Source organism: Pseudomonas sp. NFACC24-1, assembly GCF_900115235.1.
Classification (GTDB): domain Bacteria; phylum Pseudomonadota; class Gammaproteobacteria; order Pseudomonadales; family Pseudomonadaceae; genus Aquipseudomonas; species Aquipseudomonas fluorescens_AA.
This window is the reverse complement of the sequence record NZ_FOVS01000032.1, coordinates 13,659-31,676: the sequence shown is the minus strand read 5'-3', so window position 1 is coordinate 31,676 and position 18,018 is coordinate 13,659. Positions and strand designations below refer to the sequence as shown.

Genomic DNA, 18,018 nt, shown 5'->3' with positions numbered 1-18,018 from the left:
GTCAGCCTCGGCCACGACGGCCAAAGAAGAAGGAGGCGATGAACATCACCAGGAACACGACAAAGAGAATCTTGGCGATGCCCGTGGCGGTGCCTGCGATACCACCGAAGCCCAGTACGGCGGCGATGATGGCAATGATCAGGAAGGTAATTGCCCAGCTCAACATGGTGATTCTCCTTACGCTTTTCTATTTAGTGAGGGTCTCGCGGTGATGGTTCCGGCACAGTGGACGACCGGTACATCGGGTTAAAACACCCAGCGCTCTTCACGCGGCATGTCGGTCACTGGCTGAGCCTGATCGACATCCATCATGCGCATGGAAGCGGAAGCTTCTGCGACGCTGACGGCTTTGAAATGGGTTTGTGGGGCACGGGAAATGGACACCTGTGGCGCTTCTGGCTGTTGACGCTCGTGCCAGAGCAACCATTGCTGGCCGATCACGAGCGTGACCAGCAATGCCAGGGCAGCCCATAAGCCCTGCTGAATGTTCAAGGAAGAGAGTCGAAACTGCGCGGCACATTGACGATTCATCCTGAAATTCCTCCCACCCGGGTGTGGTGATCTGGTTGAGGCGCTCTTACGCCACGTTGACCAGATCATTGCAGCCGGCGTGCCAGGATTTTTTGAGAGTTAAATCTATTTAAAATCAATTAGTTAGTAAATGATTGCGAGACATGGGGAACGCATCCTGCACGATGACCCACGCGCACGTCGTGCGTATTGCACGAATGGGAAGGAAAAGGCGTAAGGTTGTTTTGGAATTTCCTGTCAGACGCAGCCGTCAGAATCAGCGATGCGAACCGTCCGACCCTTACGAACAAGAAAAAAAGGAACTCAAATCAGTCTTTTAGGAGTCAGACGTCCACAGAGGCAGGTTCGGTGGGTAATATCCCCTCAGAATCGACCATGCAACTTGCCCGATTTTTCTGACACTAACCAACATCATTCATTAAGGAGCGTAGGAAAAATGGAATCCGCCACTGAGCACCAAGGCCGCATTCTGCTGGTAGACGATGAGTCCGCCATCCTGCGTACGTTCCGTTACTGCCTGGAAGACGAAGGCTATACCGTCGCCACCGCCAACAGCGCCGCCCAGGCCGACACACTGCTGCAACGCCAGGTGTTTGACTTGTGTTTCCTCGACCTGCGCCTGGGGGAGGACAACGGCCTGGATGTCCTGGCACAAATGCGTATTCAGGCGCCCTGGATGCGGGTCGTCATCGTCACCGCTCACTCGGCCGTCGACACCGCAGTCGATGCGATCCAGGCCGGGGCCGCCGACTACCTGGTCAAGCCTTGCAGCCCGGATCAACTGCGCCTGGCCACCGCCAAGCAATTGGAGGTGCGCCAGCTGTCGGCAAGGCTCGAAGCCCTTGAAGGGGAAGTGCGCAAACCCAAGGACGGCCTCGATTCCCATAGCCCGGCGATGAAGGTCGTCCTGGAGACCGCCCGCCAGGTCGCCAGCACCGACGCCAATATCCTGATCCTCGGCGAATCCGGTACCGGTAAAGGTGAGCTGGCCCGGGCGATCCATGGCTGGAGCAAGCGGGCGAAAAAGTCCTGTGTCACCATCAATTGCCCGTCGCTGACCGCCGAATTGATGGAAAGCGAATTGTTTGGCCACAGCCGCGGAGCCTTCACCGGCGCCAGCGAAAGCACCCTGGGACGGGTCAACCAAGCCGACGGCGGTACGCTGTTTCTCGACGAGATCGGCGATTTTCCCCTGACGTTACAACCCAAGTTGTTGCGGTTCATCCAGGACAAGGAATATGAGCGGGTAGGGGACCCGGTCACCCGCCGCGCCGACGTGCGGATTCTCGCCGCCACCAACCTAAACCTCGAGGACATGGTGCGCGACGGGCGCTTTCGCGAAGACCTGCTGTATCGCCTGAATGTCATCACCCTGCATCTGCCACCGTTGCGTGAGCGCGCCGAAGACATCCTTACCCTGGCCGACCGCTTCCTGGCCCGCTTTGTCAAGGAGTACGCACGTCCGGCCCGGGGCTTCAGCGACGAGGCTCGCGAAGCGCTGCTAGGCTACCGATGGCCTGGCAACATTCGTGAACTGCGCAACGTGGTCGAGCGCGCCAGCATCATCTGCCCGCAGGAAAAAGTCGAAATCAGTCATCTGGGCATGGCCGAGCAGCCAGTCAACAATGCACCGCGCATCGGTGCCGCACTGAGCCTCGACGAGTTGGAAAAGGCCCACATCGGAGCAGTACTGGCCACGGCTGACACCCTCGACCAGGCGGCCAAGACCTTGGGTATCGATGCCTCCACGCTGTATCGCAAACGCAAGCAGTACAACCTGTGAGCGACACCTTATGAAACTGGCGATGAAGCTGCGCACACGGCTGTTTCTCAGTATCTCGGCCCTGATCACCGTGGCATTGCTGGGATTGGTGCTTGGCTTGGTCAGCGTCATGCAAATGGCCAACACCCAGGAACAATCGGTACGCGACAACTTCATCCTGCTGGACCTGGGCCTCAAGCTGCGCCAGACCCTCGGCGATCAGTTGATCATCATGCTCGACGACAAGCCCGACCTGGCCGCTCTGGAGGCATCCGAGCAGCAATACCTGGCGTTGATCGACCAAGGAATCGCCCACGAAAGAAAGCTGGACAACACGGCCGCCAGCTTCAGCAGGGCCAAAGCCGACTACGTTGAATTTCTCGAGGCCTTCACCGCGTCTCGCCAGCAACCGAGACAGCTCACGGGCATCAAGGACCTCACCGAAAAATTCAACGTGCTGCGCAATGGACTGATCGAAGGTTATCGCCAGGCCCTGACCAAGATCGGTGAAACCCAGGACCGCGCGCGCGAACGCGCCTTGTGGATTTCCGGGCTGCTGGGGCTGGTGGGGTTTGCGGTCCTGGTCATCGGTTTTATCACGGCCCATGGCCTTGCCCGGCGTTTCGGCGCACCGATCGAGGCGCTGGCCGCAGCGGCGGATGACATCGGCCAGGGCAATTTCGAGGTCACGCTGCCCGTTTCTTCCGCCGCCGAGTTGAATTTGCTGACCCGTCGTTTCGGGGTCATGGCCCAGGCACTGCGCGAACATCAGGCCACCAATGTCGATGAACTGCTCGCCGGCCAGCAGCGTTTGCAAGCGGTGCTCGACAGCATCGACGACGGCTTGCTGATGATCGATCGCCAAGGCCATCTGGAGCACCTCAATCCGGTGGCCCAGCGTCAACTGGGCTGGGATGAGGCGCGCCTGGGCCAGGGGCTCGGCGAGGCGCTGGGACGCCTGGAGCTGGATGAAGAATTGCACCTGGTACTGCGCGGTGGAACCCTTGAGCGGGCACCGGAAGACCTGAGCATCGAGGTCGACGGCGAGTCGCGGGTGCTGACCTACAGCCTCACGCCGGTCAGCCACACTCAGGGCCACATCCTTGGCGCGGTCATGGTGCTGCATGACGTCACCGAACAGCGCGCCTTCGAACGGGTGCGCAGCGAGTTCGTCTTGCGTGCTTCCCATGAGCTGCGCACGCCAGTGACGGGCATGCACATGGCATTCGGCCTGTTGCAGGAGCGGCTGCACTTCCCACCGGAGTCCCGCGAGGCGGACCTGCTCAACACCGTCACAGAAGAAATGCAGCGGCTGATGCAGCTGATCAATGACCTGCTGAATTTCTCTCGCTACCAGAATGGCCTGCAAAAGCTGACCCTGGCGCCTTGTTCCATCGACGACCTGTTGGAAGAGGCCCGCCTACGGTTCGCCGAACAGGCCCAAGCCAAGGGTATCGAGCTGCTCGTGGCGATCCAGGGCCCATTGCCACGGCTGCATGCCGACGCTGCGCAGTTGGAACGCGTGCTCGATAACCTGATCGACAACGCCATGCGCCACACCGGCGAAGACGGCCAGATCCGCTTGCAGGCCCGACGCCACGGCGAGCGGGTGATCATCAGTGTCGAAGACAACGGTGAAGGCATTGCCTACGGCCAACAGGGACGAATCTTCGAGCCTTTCGTCCAGGTCGGACGCAAGAAGGGCGGCGCCGGTCTCGGTCTGGCCCTGTGCAAGGAGATCGTCCAGCTCCACGGCGGACGCATGGGCGTTTACTCAAGGCCGGGGCAGGGCACGCAGTTCTACATGGCGCTGACGGTTTGAGCGCACGGCCTGGGGAGACCTAGGCTTCATCATCAAGACGACGTCCACGCAGGCGTCGGCCACGGGTAATCAATTCGATGAGCTGGACCGCGCTGAGGGCATGGGCGAACAGCCAGCCCTGGCCAAACCTCACCCCTTCGCTGCTCAAATAAGAGGCCTGGGCTTCATGCTCGATGCCTTCGGCGATCACCTTGAGCTGCAGCGCGTGGGCCATGCGGATGATGTGCGGGGCGACGCCGCTGCTAGCGGCATCGTGGCCCAAGGCGTCGATGAAGGCCTTGTCGATTTTCAGGCAGTCCACCGGCAGGGTTTGCAGGTAGGCCAGGCTGCAATAACCGGTTCCGAAATCGTCGATCAGCACCTGATGCCCCACGTCGCGCAGCGATTGCAGGTTATCCCGGGCAACCAACACGTCGATCAGCCCGCGCTCGGTCACTTCGAAGGCGATCTGGTGCGCCGAGACCCGATGCAACGCCAGCAGGCGAGCGATCACTTCGCCAATACGCGGCACCATCACATCGCAGGCCGCCAGGTTGACCGAGATGTACAGCTGCGGATTGGCTCGCAACAGCTGGCCCAATTGATCGAACAGCCGCTGCAGCACGAAGTCGGTGATCTGGCGGATCTGCCCGGTGTTCTCGGCCATCGGGATAAACAAGTCCGGGCTGGTCAGGGTGCCGTCCGGTCGGCGCCAACGCAGCAAGGCTTCGGCACCGACGCAGTTGCGGCTGTCCAGGTCGAAAATCGGCTGGTACAGCACCTGCAATTCACCGCGCCGGATGGCCCCGTGCAGTTCGGCGTCCATGGACTGGCGATGGCGCGCCAGCAGAAACACCTGGAAACCAATCCCCAGGCCCAGCACCAGGCTGATGGGCAGCATCCACCAGGCATTGGCCGGGATCTTGAAACCGTTGCGCTGGGCGATCAGCACCAGTTGATATTCCGGGCTGTCGGTGGGCATCCGATAAATCAGCCGGGTCTGCGTCACCTGCAAGGCATTCTGGCTTTTCGGTGGCCAAGGCTCTGTGGGCGGCCAGTATTGTTGGGTGCCCAACACGGGAATGGCCCGCGTGCCGTGGTCCAGGACCACCAGCAGGCTGCTGCCCGGTGGCAGGTCGACCACGTCGGCCAAGTGCCCCCGGGAGGTGGCGACTCGGAAATTGCCACGGCCCAGCATCAACGCAGCGCGGTCTTCGTTGGGTTCGGTGGTGGTATTGAGCCAATAGCTGTAGGTCGGGCCTCGAAGATCGGGCGGACGGGCCACCGACAACCCGCTTTGGCGCGGACGATTGGAACAGATGCCGCTGCCATCGATGTACACCGCTTCATAAACGAAACGGTAATTGAAGCTGACCTCTCGCAAGGTCGCGATCATGTCATCGTCGCAACCGCGCAACGGCTGGTTTTGCAGGTCGTCGAGGCTTTCCCGCAATTGCCCGAAAAGCTGTTCCAGCCGTTGCAGGAAGCGCTCGCCCTGGGCATTCATCTGATCACTTTCACGCTGCTGGATCTGCTGCACGACCACGAACAGACTGCCCGTCAGCAGTAGGAAGGTACTCAGGGCAGCCGCCATCATCGCCAGGAACAGGGGGCGATGGAGCCAGCTCTGTAAGGTTTCGCGGGCAGCCGTCATCATCGGTAATCCGAAAGTTACCAATGAGTTATAGCTTCTGATTTGAATTTGGCCCGATTCGTCGGACGGGCGTCATTATTTTGTCTGGTTGAGCACCTGCAGAATCGCCGCGCTTTGCGGGTCCGGCATGCCATCGAAGCGGGTCGGCCGGTAGTGCATCTGAAAAGCGGCCAGCACGTGGTGGGTGGCTACGTCCCATTCCCCGGTCTGGGGCGTCGGGTAGCCCAGGCGGGCCAGCTCGGCCTGGAACCAACTGGCAGGCGGTAGCTGCGTTGCGAAGAAAACCTGCTGGCGTGCGACGGCCTGCTCATCCGGCCACACCCCCAAGCCCGCTTGCGCCAGACGCTTCCAGGGGAACAGCGGCCCCGGATCGAGCTTGCGCAGGGGCGCGATGTCGCTGTGGCCGATGATGCTGCGCGGGCTGATCCCGTTGCGCTGGATGATGTCCTTGAGCAAGACGGTCAAGGCCTGGACCTGAGCTTCGCTGTAGGGATACCAGAGGCGCCCGGTGGGCGTGTCGACGAAACCCGGATTGACGATTTCGATACCGATGGAACTGGAATTGAGCCAGGTCCGGCCTTCCCATTCACTTTCCCCGGCGTGCCAGGCACGCCGGCTTTCGTCCACCAGCTTGTAGATGGTCGCGTCTTTATCGTCGCCAATCAGGTAATGGGCACTGACTTCGCCATGGGTCAGCAGGGCCAGTGAACGCTCCAGGGACGCCGAGGTGTAATGCACCACCACGAATTGGATGCGGTTGTCATGGTTGACGGAGGGGTGACTGGTGTCGAACCGAGGGCCGCTGGTGCAGCCGGCCAGGATAAATAAAGAAACAATGAGCGAGAAAAATTTCATGGCGGAGGGCATTACGCGCTGGAAGTAATGCAACAGTGTAACGTATCGCCCCGCGATGATCCGGTGCGCGGGACGATATTAAACAAATTGGAACAATTAGCCCTCAGCCCAGCTCTACCCGGTTGCGTCCGGCATTTTTGGCCCGGTAGAGCGCCTGATCGGCTCTTTTAAGCACCGAATCGCTGTGTTCGCCCGGCTTGAAAGCCGTCATGCCCACCGATACCGTTACCGTCACCGGTTCGCCCTTGAAATGAAACGGGCAGGCTTCGATAGCCAGACGCAGCGCCTCGGCCAGCTTGGCCCCAGCCGCCAGGGGGGTATCCGGCACCAGCAGGACAAACTCCTCGCCACCAAAACGCGCAATGAAATCGCCGCCACGCAGGCGTTTGCGCAGGACCGACGCGATCAGTTTCAACACCCGGTCACCGGCCAGATGGCCGTAGTTGTCATTGATGCGCTTGAAATGATCGAGATCGAGCATGGCCAGCAGCAAGCTGTTGCCGTGCTGTTGCCACTGGACGACTTCATGCTCCAGACGCTCGGACCAGGCGGCGCGATTGGGCAACCCGGTGAGCGGATCGACCAGTGCCTTTTGCCGCTGTTCCTCGAGATTTTCCCGCACGACCTGGGCGTCCTGCTCCATCAGCGCGACGCGATCGGCCAGGCTTTTGAGGCGCGCCGAGACCTCCTGCTCGCGTTGATCTCGTTGCCGGCGATGCTTGTCCATTGTCCCGAGCAAGCCTTCGAGGTGATTCTCGAGCACCTGCTTGAGGCCTTCCAAGTCATCGGCTTGTTGCACGCTGCTTTGCAGGCCGTCCACCTGTTCGCGAATCTGGGTGTCCATTTCCCGGGAGGCCGAGAGGTTGTCGGCGTGGTCTTCACTGGCGGCCTGCAGGCTGCTCTGGAAGGACTCGAGACGATCATTGAGGCGCTGCAGGTACGCTTCGAATTCATGCTGGCCGGTGTCGGTGATGGCCAGCATCAACACCGCCAGATCATCGAGGATCGGCAGCAATTCGTACCAGTTCAAGCCATTTCGCAGCCGCTCACCCATGGCTTCGGCTTGTGGCCGATGACGCTCGGGCAAGGTCAGGTCGCCCAACAGGCCCAGCAAAGTGTCTTCGATGTGCTTGGCGACCGAGCTGTAGGACGGTTCCGGCGAGTCGGGCAGGGCGTATTGGGCGTCAGCCAAGTCGGCGGCGGCCAAAGGCTCGTCTGGCTCGGCTTCAGCTGGAGGCGGCGAGGGGTCGGGGAGGGCCTTTGGCACCTCTTCGGACATCAGCTCATCGGGATTTTCCAGGGCGGGTGCCGCTACAGGGATTTCGTCGACGACCACCGCTTGCAAGGGGGCTGGCTCGGCGGCTTCGCCCGGCTCGCTGATCGGCTGAGCCACTTCGGCTGCTGGTGCCGGAGCGGGCGTCGGCGCGGGATCGGTCTGCGGTGTAATCTGGTCGACCGGTTCGGGCGTTGCCTCCAACGTGGGTGCTTGCTCCGCTACCGATGGTGCTGGTGCTGGTGCTGGTGCTGGTGCTGGTGCTGGTGCTGGTGCTGGTGCTGGTGCTGGTGCGACGGATGCTGTGTGGACTGCCGGCTCAACGACTACTGGCAAGGCCGTGTCTGCCGGGGGCGCCACGTTGGCCTGGGCTGGCTCGTGAGGCTGGGGCGGCACGCCCTCATGGCCTTGGCCACCAAACAGCCGTTGCAGCAATCCGGGGCGGCTCGGTTCGACAGGAGCGTCCAGGACCCTCAGTGCCTTGCCTTGCAAACCGCTCAATTCGCTGAGCAGCAGCGGAATCTCCCGGGCCTGGCCGACCCGCTCTTCCAACTGCTTGGAAAACTTCTTCAGGGGCCGGCTGACTTCTTTCGGCAGCGGCAGGCTTTGCAACTGGGCCACCAGGGCCGTCAATGCAGTGCTCATCTGCTCAATCCGGGTTTCGCGGCGCTGCTCGGAATCGAGTACGGCTTTCTCCAGGCGCGGCAGCAGGGCGGCGAGGCCGGCGTCAATGTCATCGGTGCGCACCACCTCGCGCATCTCTTTCATGCATTGGTCGACGACCCGATCAGTGCCCTCGGCGGCCAGGGTGCTGCGCACCAGGCCACGACGCAACAAGTCGAGCCGAGCATCCCAACGGCGCTCGAGCTTTTCCTGCTGTTCGATGCTCTTGAAGTATTTCTCTCTCCAGCGTTCGGCGTCGTCGCTCATTCATCGGATCCGCGAGGGGCAGTACTCAGCGTGGGGAGAGCATCGGCCGTGAGCGAACCCGGCAAACGAATTTCTACCGCGACCGGCAGGTGATCGGAAATGGGTTGGGCCAACACCTCGACGCGTTCGAGGGTCAGGGTCGGGCTCAACAGGATATGGTCCAGGCAGCGCTGGGGGCGCCAGCTGGGGAATGTCGCTTCCAGTTGTGGTGCGAGCAGACCGAGATCGCGCAGGGGCGAGGTCTGCAACAGGTCGGTGGCGTGGGTGTTCATGTCACCCATCAGTATCTGGTGCTTGTAGCCGCCGATCAGCTCGCGAATGTACGCCAGCTGCATCGTCCGGGTCCGCGCCCCGAGCGCCAGGTGCATCATGACCACGACCAGCGCTTCCGGACCTTCGCCGAAACGCGCAAGAATCGCCCCGCGCCCCTTGGGGCCCGGCAGCGGATGGTCCTCGATCGCCCAGGGACGCAAACGACTCAATACGCCATTGCTGTGCTGGCCGAGACGTCCGAGGTTGCGATTGAGTTGTTGGTACCAGTAGGGGAAGGCGCCCAATTGGGCCAGGTGTTCCACCTGATTGACGTAGCCTGACCGCAGGCTCCCGCCGTCGGCCTCTTGCAGGGCCACCAGGTCGAAGTCCTTGAGCAGGTCGCCGATTTTCTGCAGGTTGCCGGCACGCCCGGTATGCGGCAGCAGATGTTGCCAGCCGCGGGTCAGGTAATGCCGATAGCGTTCGGTGCTGATGCCCACCTGGATATTGAAGCTGAGCAGCCGCAAGCGGCTGTCGCCAGGCAGGCCCGTGGACGTGACATGATGCTCGTTGACCCGAGGTTCATGCAGGCCAACGATGCGTTCGGTACTCCAGCGGGCCATGGGCGTGGGCCGCGCTTAGTTGGCGGCAGCCTTGGTGGCCGCTCGCTCTTTGGCAATCAGTTGGTCGGCCAGTTGCAGCGCTTGTTCAGCACCGCCGGCAGAGCCGATGTCAAAGCGATACTTACCGTTGACGATCATGGTCGGTACGCCCGTGATCTCGTATTTCTTCGCCAGCTCACGGGCCTTCTTGATCTGGCCCTGGATGGCAAAGGAGTCGAAGGTGGCCAGGAACTTGTCCTTGTCTACGCCTTGGGTCGCCAGGAAGTCCGCCATGTCTTCTTTCTTGACCAGTTTCTTGCCTTCTTTCTGGATCGCGTTGAAAACGGCAGCGTGAACCTTGTGCTCGACGCCCATGGCTTCGAGGGTCAGGAACATCTGGCCGTGGGCGTCCCACGGGCCACCGAACATGGCGGGGATGCGCACGAAGTTGACGTCAGATGGCAGTTTCTCGACCCATGGGTTGATGACCGGCTCGAAAGCGTAGCAATGCGGGCAGCCGTACCAGAACAACTCCACGACTTCGATCTTGCCAGGCGCCGCCACCGCAACGGGGTTGGTCAATTCGACATAGGGTGCGGCGGGCTTTTCAGCCGCTTGGGCAGTCATGCCGAACAGGCTGGCGGCGACGAGCGCGGCGCTGATGATCAGATTACGCATGCTTTACTCCTGGACAATGAGGGGGCCTCGCAAGACCTGTTTCTAAGACAGACCGTGGCGGGTTCAAGTTCTCTAGTGTAACGGCAGCGGCCACAAAAAAGGGCGGCCAAAGCCACCCTTTTGATGCTCGCATCGACAGATTAATCGAGCGTTAACGTTGCAAGAGGTGTATCCCCCCCAACGGCCTTAGTGCAAGCCCTGGATGTAGGCGGAGACTGCCGCGATATCTTCGTCGCTCAGCTTCTTGGCAATGCTCTGCATGGGCTTGGTGTCGCCATCGTTGGTCCGGCCGCCTTCTTCTTTGCGGAAGTCGGCCAGTTGCTTGCCGACGTACTGGGCATGCTGGCCGCCCAGGTGTGGGAAACCGGCAGCGGCGTTGCCTTTGCCATCCGGGGAGTGGCAACCGGTGCAGGCTGGCAAGCCTTTGTCGAGGTTGCCGCCGCGGAACAGCGCTTCACCGCGAGCCACGAGTTTTGGATCGGCAGCGCCGACGCTACCCTTCTGGCTGGCGAAATAGGCCGCGATGTCCGCCAGGTCCTGATCGCTCAGGTTGGTCAGCAGGCCGGTCATTTCCAGCACCGTGCGCTTGCCGGACTTGATGTCGTGCAGTTGCTTGTTCAGGTAACGCTCGCCCTGGCCCGCCAGTTTCGGAAAGTTGGGCGCCATGCTATTGCCATCCGGGCCGTGGCAGGCCCCGCATACGGCGGCCTTCGCCTGACCGGCAGCGGCATCGCCAGCGGCGTGGGCTACGCCGGATATCCCCAAGGTCAACAGCAGACTCACGATCAGTTTGTTCATCAGCTAATCCAACTACGGCTAAGGGTTAAAGAGTTATGGACCGGGTTTACTCGCTCATCCACTGGATGATGGCTCGGTAATCCTCGGCACTGCAGTCCATGCACAAACCACGCGGCGGCATCGCCTTGAAACCCTGGGTCACGTGTTGCACCAGCGTCTCCATACCTTTCGCCAACCTCGGCGTCCAAGCTTCCTGATCGCCCTTGCGGGGCGCCATGGGGAGTTGGCCGGAATGACAGGCACCACAAACACGGTTGTACACAGCTTCCGGATCCTGTGTAGCCTGAGCGCTGTAAAGCGGCATCAAGACACCGGCAGCTAGCAGCCATTTCGTCATAAAACGACCTTTTCAGGGTTGGGAACGAGCTGCGTTCTAATGCGCAATTTCGGTCGGTCGCTCCCGTGAGCTTCATCCTACGCTGGGACAAAGCGCACACAAAATCTGCGGCATTATATACTGGCGTCACTGAAACGGAAACGACACAGCTTGCCGCGTCCATTCCCGACGCCGCCCACATCGGAAATCCCATGCAACTGAAGAACCCCATCCTTGGCCTGTGCCAACAGTCCACCTTCATGCTCAGCGCCGCCAAAGTCGATCAATGCCCAGACGACGAAGGCTTCGAAGTGGCTTTTGCCGGGCGTTCCAACGCCGGCAAATCCAGCGCGCTGAACACCTTGACCCATGCGAGCCTGGCACGCACCTCGAAAACCCCGGGTCGCACGCAGCTCTTGAACTTCTTCAAGCTAGACGATGAACGGCGTTTGGTCGACCTGCCCGGCTACGGCTACGCCAAGGTCCCGATCCCGCTCAAGCAACACTGGCAGCGCCACCTGGAAGCGTACCTGGGCAGCCGCGAGAGTTTGAAAGGCCTGATCCTGATGATGGACATCCGCCATCCGATGACCGACTTCGACCTGTTGATGCTCGATTGGGCGGTCGCCAGCGGCATGCCGATGCACATCCTGCTGACCAAGGCCGACAAGCTCACCTACGGCGCGGCGAAAAATACCTTGCTCAAAGTGCAGTCGGAAATTCGCAAGGGCTGGGGCGACGCGATCACCATCCAACTGTTCTCGGCACCCAAGCGCATGGGCCTGGAAGAAGCCTACACGGTGCTGGCCGACTGGATGGAATTGGCGGACAAGGGCAGCGAAGAGGCCGAATAAGCCAAATCGCAGGCAAAAAAAACCCCGGACTTCTTATGGGGAGGGGGAAGTTCGGGGTCCAAGTTCCGGACCGCTAGGGCGGGGTCCAGATATCTGCCAACACTTAACACAACATAGGAGCATTGAAGGGCTTCACCAGCCATTCAGAATCTCTGAGTGGCGATTCACGGGTTTAGTTCAGATTATTTTTGGAAATAGCCTTAGGAATTTTCCGAACTAACGAACCGGATGATCCGATGCGGCGAGGGAATTTATCCCCGTTGGGCTGCGCAGCAGCCCCAAAAAGGCTGAAAGCAATCAGCCTGACACACCACGGCCACGGGTCTTAGGGCCGCTGCGCAGCCCAGCGGGGATAAATCCCCTCGCCACAGGGTTCAACCTGTCCCCGCTCCAAACAGGTCCGTTCAATTCCAGTTGTTACGACTCAGTGCGCCTCATCCCAGTTATTGCCCACGCCCACTTCCACCAACAGCGGCACGTCCAGCGTGGCCGCGGTGCTCATGTGCTGGCGGATTTCTTCGCGTACCTGATCGACCAGGTCTTCACGTACTTCCAGCACCAGTTCGTCGTGGACCTGCAGGATGACCTTCGCATCCAGCCCGGACGTCGTCAGCCAACGATCCACAGCCACCATGGCTTTCTTGATGATGTCAGCCGCCGTGCCCTGCATCGGCGCGTTGATGGCGGTGCGCTCGGCGCCTTTGCGCAGGGCCGGGTTTTTCGCGTTGATGTCCGGCAGGTACAACCGGCGACCGAAAATGGTTTCGACAAAACCTTGCTCGGCCGCCTGGGCGCGGGTGCGCTCCATGTACGCCAGCACACCCGGGTAGCGAGTGAAGTAGCGGTCGATGTAGGCCTGGGACTGCTTGCGATCGACGCCGATCTGCTTGGCCAGGCCGAACGCGCTCATGCCGTAGATCAAACCGAAGTTGATCGCCTTGGCGCTGCGGCGCTGGTCATGGGTAACCGCGTCCAAATCGACGCCGAACACCTCGGCCGCCGTGGCCCGGTGCACGTCCAGGTCATTACGAAACGCATGAAGCAGCCCTTCGTCCTTGGCCAGGTGCGCCATGATCCGCAGTTCGATTTGCGAATAGTCCGCCGCCAGCAGCTTGTAGCCTTTCGGCGCGACGAACGCCTGGCGGATGCGTCGGCCTTCGGCCGTGCGAATCGGGATGTTCTGCAGGTTCGGGTCGATGGATGACAGGCGCCCGGTCGCGGCGACGGCCTGCTGGTAATTGGTGTGGACGCGGCCGGTGCGGCTGTTGATCTGTTCCGGCAGGCGATCGGTGTAGGTGCTCTTGAGCTTGCTCAGGGAGCGATACTGCATCAATACCTTGGGCAGCGGGTAATCCTGCTCCGCCAGCTCGGCAAGCACCGCTTCGGCGGTGGACGCCTGGCCCTTGGCGGTTTTGCTGAGCACCGGCAAGCCGAGCTTTTCGTACAGGATCACGCCCAATTGCTTCGGCGAACCCAGGTTGAACTCCTCGCCGGCGATGGCAAACGCCTCACGCTCCAGCGCCACCAGTTTTTCCCCCAGCTCGACACTCTGTATGCCCAGCAGGTTGGCATCGACCAACGCCCCCTGGCGCTCGATGCGCGCCAGGACCGGCATCAGCGGCATTTCGATGTCGTTGAGCACCGTGCCCAGGCTTGGCGTGGCCGCCAGTTTTTCCTGCAGGGCCTGGTGCAGGCGGAAGGTCACGTCGGCGTCTTCGGCGGCGTAAGGGCCGGCCAGTTCCAGGGAGATCTGGTCGAAGGTCAGTTGCTTGACCCCTTTGCCAGCGATGTCCTGGAAATCGGTCTTGCTCTGGCCCAGGTACTTGAGCGCCAGGCTGTCCATGTCGTGGCGGGTCGCGGTGGAGTCCAGCACGTAGGATTCGAGCATGGTGTCGAAGGCGATGCCCTGGACCAGGATGCCGTTATTCTGATCGCCACCGATGGCGCAGTTGGCCAGGATGTTGGTTTCGAACTTGGCGTGCTGGCCGATCTTGAGCTTGTTCGGGTTTTCCAACAGCGGTTTGAGCGCCGTGAGCACCGTGTCGCGGTCCAGTTGTTCCGGCACGCCCATGTAGGAGTGGGTCAGCGGGATGTAGGCCGCTTCAAACGGGGCAACGGCGAACGACAAGCCCACCAGTTGCGAATGCTGGGCATCGCCGCCGTTGGTTTCGGTGACGAAGGCAAACAGCGGTGCCTTGTCCAGTTTCGCCAGCAACGCCTCGAAGCGCGCCTGATCGAGGATGACCTCGTACTTGGCCTCGGCCGCGCCAGGCTGTTCTTCGGCCACTTCGACGATCTCCTGGCCGGCACGCTTGGCGTCCCGCTGGTTTTCCTCGAACCAGCTCTTGAACTCCAGCAGGGTGTACAGCTCGGCGAGTTTCTCGTGATCCGGCGCGCCCATCTGCAGGTCGTCGAGACCGACATCCAACGGCACGTCGGTCTTGATGGTCGCCAGCTCGTAGGAAAGAAACGCCATTTCCTTGTGCTCTTCAAGCTTGGCGGCCAGGGTCTTGGCGCCACGGATCGGCAAGGTGGCGACGATGTCCAGTTGCGCGTACAGCTCGGTCAGGCCGCCATTGACGCCCACCAGCAGGCCGGAAGCGGTCTTCGGTCCGATACCCGGAACACCCGGGATGTTGTCGGACGAATCGCCCATCAGCGCCAGATAATCGATGATCTGCTCTGGAGCGACGCCAAACTTCTCCTTCACGCCAGCCACGTCCAGGGCGCTACCGGTCATGGTATTGACCAAGGTAATGTGCCCATCGACCAACTGCGCCATGTCCTTGTCACCGGTGGAAATCACCACCGGACGGTCGGCCGCCGCGCTGCTGCGGGCCAGAGTGCCGATCACGTCATCGGCTTCGACGTTGTCCACGCACAGCAGCGGGAAGCCCAGGGCCTTGACGCTGGCATGCAGCGGCTCGATCTGCACGCGCATGTCATCGGGCATGCTCGGGCGGTTGGCCTTGTATTCAGCGTACAGCGCATCGCGAAATGTCCCACCCTTGGCGTCGAACACCACGGCGAACGGACTGTCCGGATACTGCTTGCGCAGGCTCTTGAGCATGTTCAACACGCCTTTGACCGCACCGGTCGGCAGGCCTTTGGACGTGGTCAGCGGTGGCAGCGCGTGGAAGGCGCGGTACAGATAAGAAGAACCGTCCACCAGGACGAGGGGGGCTTGGCTCATGAGCAGGATCAACCTTTTCGGCGGGTCCGGGGCTAGAATAGCGGGACCGTTGACGACAAAGGGACAAGGTTATCATGCGTACACTAAATCGCCTGTTACTGGCTGGCTTGTTTGCAATCACCCCGTTGGCCGTCATGGCGGCGGACGACGCACCCTCGGCGGACCCGGATGTCACCATCCGCACCGAAGGCGATAAAACCATTCAGGAGTACCGGCAAAACGGATTTTTGTACGCGATCAAGGTCACGCCCAAGAACGGCAAGCCTTATTTCCTGGTACGCGCCGATGGCACTGATGCAAACTTCATCCGCTCGGACCAGCCGGATATGCTGATCCCTTCGTGGAAAATCTTTGAGTGGTAGCCCCACTCTGCACTTCAACCGGCGCCCGCTGAAGGGCGCCCGTACTGGCAGTTTTAACCATGTCTGTGTTCACGCCCCTGGCTCGGCCCGAGCTGGAAACCTTTCTCGCCCCTTACGGGCTTGGCCGTCTGCTTGATTTCCAGGGGATCGCCGCCGGCAGCGAAAACACCAATTTCTTCATCAGCCTGGAGCAGGGCGAATTCGTCCTGACCCTGGTCGAGCGCGGCCCGGTGCAGGAAATGCCGTTCTTCATCGAACTGCTGGACGTGCTGCATGACGCCGACCTGCCGGTGCCTTACGCCTTGCGCACCACCGACGGCGTCGCGCTGCGGGAGCTGGCGGGCAAGCCGGCGCTGCTGCAACCGCGCCTGGCGGGCAAGCACATCAAGCAGGCCAACGCGCAGCATTGCGCCCAGGTCGGGGAGCTGCTGGCGCATCTGCACTTGGCGACCCGCGACAATATGATCAAACGCAAGACCGATCGTGGCCTGGACTGGATGCAGGAGGAGGGCGCCAAGCTGCTCTCGCACCTCGACGCCGAGCCGCGTCGGCTGCTCGAAACGGCGCTGGATGAAATCGCGCAGCAGAAGGTTGGCATCCTGGCGCTGCCGCGCGCCAACATCCATGCCGATCTGTTCCGCGACAATGCGATGTTCGAAGGCACGCACCTGACCGGGCTGATCGACTTCTACAACGCCTGCTCCGGGCCGATGCTGTATGACGTCGCCATTGCCTTGAACGACTGGTGTTCGGAGGACGACGGTGTGCTCGATGGTCCGAGAGCGCGGGCATTGCTGGGTGCCTATGCGGCGCTGCGGCCGTTCACCGCCGCCGAGGCCCAGCTGTGGCCAACCATGCTGCGCGTGGCGTGCGTGCGGTTCTGGCTGTCGCGGTTGATCGCCGCCGAGTCGTTCGCCGGGCAGGATGTGTTGATTCACGATCCGATGGAGTTCCAGCAGCGCTTGGCGCAGCGGCAGACGGTTCACGCGTTGTTGCCGTTCGCCCTGTAACAGCAGGCAAGCGCGAAGCGGCTGCTCTTGTGGCGAGGGGATTGATCCCCGTTGGGCTGCGAAGCAGCCCCATGCTTTGGATCTGACGGACCGCGGCGGAAGTTGCTTCTTGGGGGCCGCTGCGCGCCCCAGCGGGGATCAATCCCCTCGCCACAAGCTTGTGCATCGACGGGGTTATAGCGACTCCAGGCATCCCGCCAGATCATTGCCCAACTTCTCCAACAACTGCTCATACCCTTGCGCCGTCGCCGAGGTATAGCCGCCCAGTGCATCCAGCTCCGCCAGTTTCACCGGCAACCCGGCCACCAGGGTTTCGGCCAGGCGCGGGCGCAACGGCGGTTCGCTGAAGACGCAGGTCTTGCCCACCGCTTGCAAGCGCGTGCGCATCGCCGCCACATGCTGGGCGCCGGGCTGGACTTCGGCGGCCACGGCGAACACCCCGGCGTGCTTGAGGCCGTAGTTGTCTTCGAAATAGTCGAACGCTTCGTGGAACACGAAATACGGTTTGCCCGCCACCCCGGCCAGACGCGTCTTGAGGCGCGCGTCCAAGGCGTCGAGACGCTGGTTGAAACCCGTGAGGTTGCTCTGGTAGCGGGCCGCATTCGTCGGATCCGCCGCGCTCAGGTCAGCCGCCATTTTCGCGGCGATCACCCGCGCATTGTGCGGCGATAGCCACAGGTGGGCATCCACGGAGCCGGGGCGGTGGTCGTGATCGTGCTCATCGCCGTCATGGTCATGGTCCTCGTGGGACGCGCTGTCCTGGGCGAAGTGACGCAACTTGAGCCCCGGCAGTGCCTGCACCGCGACCGACGGCAGCGTACGACCGTTCAACACGCGCGGCAGGAAACCTTCCATGTCCGGCCCAATCCAGTACAGCAGGTCCACCGACTGCACCTTGCGCACGTCCGATGGGCGCAACGCATAGTGATGCGGCGAAGCCCCTGGCGGCAGCAACACCTCCGGAACGGCCACGCCGTCCTGCACGGCGGCGGCAATCAACTGCAACGGCTTGATGCTGGTGAGGACCTTGACCTCGGCCTGGGCCGGGCCAATCAGTAGAAAACTTGCGATAAAAGCGACAAAGAGCGAAAAAAATCGGGACACGATGACCACTCGAAGAGGCGAGAACGGGTAACATAATAACGTC

16 protein-coding genes are annotated in these 18,018 nt (G+C 61.5%); 5 read left to right on the top strand and 11 right to left on the bottom strand.

Annotation, left to right across the window (positions count from 1 at the left end):
- Position 1 precedes the first annotated feature (1 nt).
- On the bottom strand, positions 2–166 hold the full coding sequence (locus tag BM317_RS24010) for a DUF1328 domain-containing protein (protein ID WP_003177151.1): 165 nt from the start codon (positions 164–166) through the stop codon (positions 2–4).
- An 80-nt stretch (positions 167–246) separates the two neighbouring features.
- Positions 247–531: a hypothetical protein gene (locus BM317_RS24005; RefSeq protein ID WP_092167844.1), complete on the bottom strand. Its 285-nt coding sequence runs from the start codon at positions 529–531 to the stop codon at positions 247–249.
- 436 nt (positions 532–967) lie between these two features.
- On the opposite strand from BM317_RS24005, the gene algB reads away from it, so the two are divergent.
- Positions 968–2,314 (top strand): sigma-54-dependent response regulator transcription factor AlgB, encoded by a 1,347-nt coding sequence (gene algB, locus BM317_RS24000; protein WP_053126909.1) that lies wholly within the window; start codon positions 968–970, stop codon positions 2,312–2,314.
- A gap of 10 nt (positions 2,315–2,324) precedes the next feature.
- The gene (locus BM317_RS23995; protein ID WP_092167849.1) at positions 2,325–4,115 is read left to right on the top strand and encodes an ATP-binding protein; all 1,791 of its coding nucleotides are present in this window, start codon (positions 2,325–2,327) and stop codon (positions 4,113–4,115) included.
- A gap of 19 nt (positions 4,116–4,134) precedes the next feature.
- Here BM317_RS23995 and BM317_RS23990 read toward each other — a convergent pair whose 3' ends face one another.
- The 7 genes from BM317_RS23990 to BM317_RS23960 all read right to left on the bottom strand — a co-directional run bounded on the left by BM317_RS23990 (position 4,135) and on the right by BM317_RS23960 (position 11,473).
- The gene (locus tag BM317_RS23990) at positions 4,135–5,748 is read right to left on the bottom strand and encodes an EAL domain-containing protein (RefSeq protein WP_092168011.1); all 1,614 of its coding nucleotides are present in this window, start codon (positions 5,746–5,748) and stop codon (positions 4,135–4,137) included.
- 75 nt (positions 5,749–5,823) lie between these two features.
- Positions 5,824–6,603 (bottom strand): N-acetylmuramoyl-L-alanine amidase, encoded by a 780-nt coding sequence (locus tag BM317_RS23985; RefSeq protein WP_092167853.1) that lies wholly within the window; start codon positions 6,601–6,603, stop codon positions 5,824–5,826.
- 103 nt (positions 6,604–6,706) lie between these two features.
- Positions 6,707–8,806 carry a GGDEF domain-containing protein gene (locus tag BM317_RS23980; protein WP_092476518.1) on the bottom strand — a complete coding sequence of 700 codons (2,100 nt, stop codon included), beginning with the start codon at positions 8,804–8,806 and terminating at the stop codon, positions 6,707–6,709.
- A complete protein-coding gene (locus BM317_RS23975) occupies positions 8,803–9,681 on the bottom strand; it encodes an endonuclease/exonuclease/phosphatase family protein (RefSeq protein ID WP_092167863.1) in 879 nt (292 codons plus the stop codon). The genes BM317_RS23980 and BM317_RS23975 overlap by 4 nt, the downstream gene beginning before the upstream one ends.
- Positions 9,682–9,696: 15 nt before the next feature.
- The gene (locus BM317_RS23970) at positions 9,697–10,338 is read right to left on the bottom strand and encodes a thiol:disulfide interchange protein DsbA/DsbL (protein WP_092167867.1); all 642 of its coding nucleotides are present in this window, start codon (positions 10,336–10,338) and stop codon (positions 9,697–9,699) included.
- Between the two features lie 186 nt (positions 10,339–10,524).
- Positions 10,525–11,136, bottom strand: a complete 612-nt coding sequence (locus tag BM317_RS23965; protein WP_060739880.1) for a c-type cytochrome — start codon at positions 11,134–11,136, stop codon at positions 10,525–10,527.
- Positions 11,137–11,182: 46 nt separating this feature from the next.
- On the bottom strand, positions 11,183–11,473 hold the full coding sequence (locus BM317_RS23960; protein WP_003196231.1) for a c-type cytochrome: 291 nt from the start codon (positions 11,471–11,473) through the stop codon (positions 11,183–11,185).
- Positions 11,474–11,664: 191 nt separating this feature from the next.
- Between BM317_RS23960 and yihA the strand changes: the two genes are divergently transcribed.
- Positions 11,665–12,306, top strand: a complete 642-nt coding sequence (gene yihA, locus BM317_RS23955) for a ribosome biogenesis GTP-binding protein YihA/YsxC (protein WP_003196227.1) — start codon at positions 11,665–11,667, stop codon at positions 12,304–12,306.
- Between the two features lie 424 nt (positions 12,307–12,730).
- On the opposite strand, the gene polA is transcribed toward yihA, so the two are convergent.
- The gene (polA, locus tag BM317_RS23950; RefSeq protein WP_092476515.1) at positions 12,731–15,499 is read right to left on the bottom strand and encodes a DNA polymerase I; all 2,769 of its coding nucleotides are present in this window, start codon (positions 15,497–15,499) and stop codon (positions 12,731–12,733) included.
- A gap of 74 nt (positions 15,500–15,573) precedes the next feature.
- Between polA and BM317_RS23945 the strand changes: the two genes are divergently transcribed.
- The gene (locus BM317_RS23945) at positions 15,574–15,861 is read left to right on the top strand and encodes a DUF2782 domain-containing protein (protein ID WP_018602771.1); all 288 of its coding nucleotides are present in this window, start codon (positions 15,574–15,576) and stop codon (positions 15,859–15,861) included.
- A gap of 59 nt (positions 15,862–15,920) precedes the next feature.
- The gene (locus BM317_RS23940; RefSeq protein WP_092476513.1) at positions 15,921–16,871 is read left to right on the top strand and encodes a homoserine kinase; all 951 of its coding nucleotides are present in this window, start codon (positions 15,921–15,923) and stop codon (positions 16,869–16,871) included.
- A gap of 174 nt (positions 16,872–17,045) precedes the next feature.
- Here the strand turns inward: BM317_RS23940 and znuA are convergent, their stop codons facing one another.
- Positions 17,046–17,975 (bottom strand): zinc ABC transporter substrate-binding protein ZnuA, encoded by a 930-nt coding sequence (gene znuA, locus BM317_RS23935; RefSeq protein ID WP_092167880.1) that lies wholly within the window; start codon positions 17,973–17,975, stop codon positions 17,046–17,048.
- Positions 17,976–18,018: the final 43 nt, after the last annotated feature.

Bases quoted from the DNA above. Each gene is read 5' to 3' on its own strand.
- BM317_RS24010 (WP_003177151.1), bottom strand. From the start codon at position 166: ATGTTGAGCTGGGCAATTACCTTCCTGATCATTGCCATCATCGCCGCC.
- BM317_RS24005 (WP_092167844.1), bottom strand. From the start codon at position 531: ATGAATCGTCAATGTGCCGCGCAGTTTCGACTCTCTTCCTTGAACATT.
- algB (WP_053126909.1), top strand. From the start codon at position 968: ATGGAATCCGCCACTGAGCACCAAGGCCGCATTCTGCTGGTAGACGAT.
- BM317_RS23995 (WP_092167849.1), top strand. From the start codon at position 2,325: ATGAAACTGGCGATGAAGCTGCGCACACGGCTGTTTCTCAGTATCTCG.
- BM317_RS23990 (WP_092168011.1), bottom strand. From the start codon at position 5,748: ATGACGGCTGCCCGCGAAACCTTACAGAGCTGGCTCCATCGCCCCCTG.
- BM317_RS23985 (WP_092167853.1), bottom strand. From the start codon at position 6,603: ATGAAATTTTTCTCGCTCATTGTTTCTTTATTTATCCTGGCCGGCTGC.
- BM317_RS23980 (WP_092476518.1), bottom strand. From the start codon at position 8,806: ATGAGCGACGACGCCGAACGCTGGAGAGAGAAATACTTCAAGAGCATC.
- BM317_RS23975 (WP_092167863.1), bottom strand. From the start codon at position 9,681: ATGGCCCGCTGGAGTACCGAACGCATCGTTGGCCTGCATGAACCTCGG.
- BM317_RS23970 (WP_092167867.1), bottom strand. From the start codon at position 10,338: ATGCGTAATCTGATCATCAGCGCCGCGCTCGTCGCCGCCAGCCTGTTC.
- BM317_RS23965 (WP_060739880.1), bottom strand. From the start codon at position 11,136: ATGAACAAACTGATCGTGAGTCTGCTGTTGACCTTGGGGATATCCGGC.
- BM317_RS23960 (WP_003196231.1), bottom strand. From the start codon at position 11,473: ATGACGAAATGGCTGCTAGCTGCCGGTGTCTTGATGCCGCTTTACAGC.
- yihA (WP_003196227.1), top strand. From the start codon at position 11,665: ATGCAACTGAAGAACCCCATCCTTGGCCTGTGCCAACAGTCCACCTTC.
- polA (WP_092476515.1), bottom strand. From the start codon at position 15,499: ATGAGCCAAGCCCCCCTCGTCCTGGTGGACGGTTCTTCTTATCTGTAC.
- BM317_RS23945 (WP_018602771.1), top strand. From the start codon at position 15,574: ATGCGTACACTAAATCGCCTGTTACTGGCTGGCTTGTTTGCAATCACC.
- BM317_RS23940 (WP_092476513.1), top strand. From the start codon at position 15,921: ATGTCTGTGTTCACGCCCCTGGCTCGGCCCGAGCTGGAAACCTTTCTC.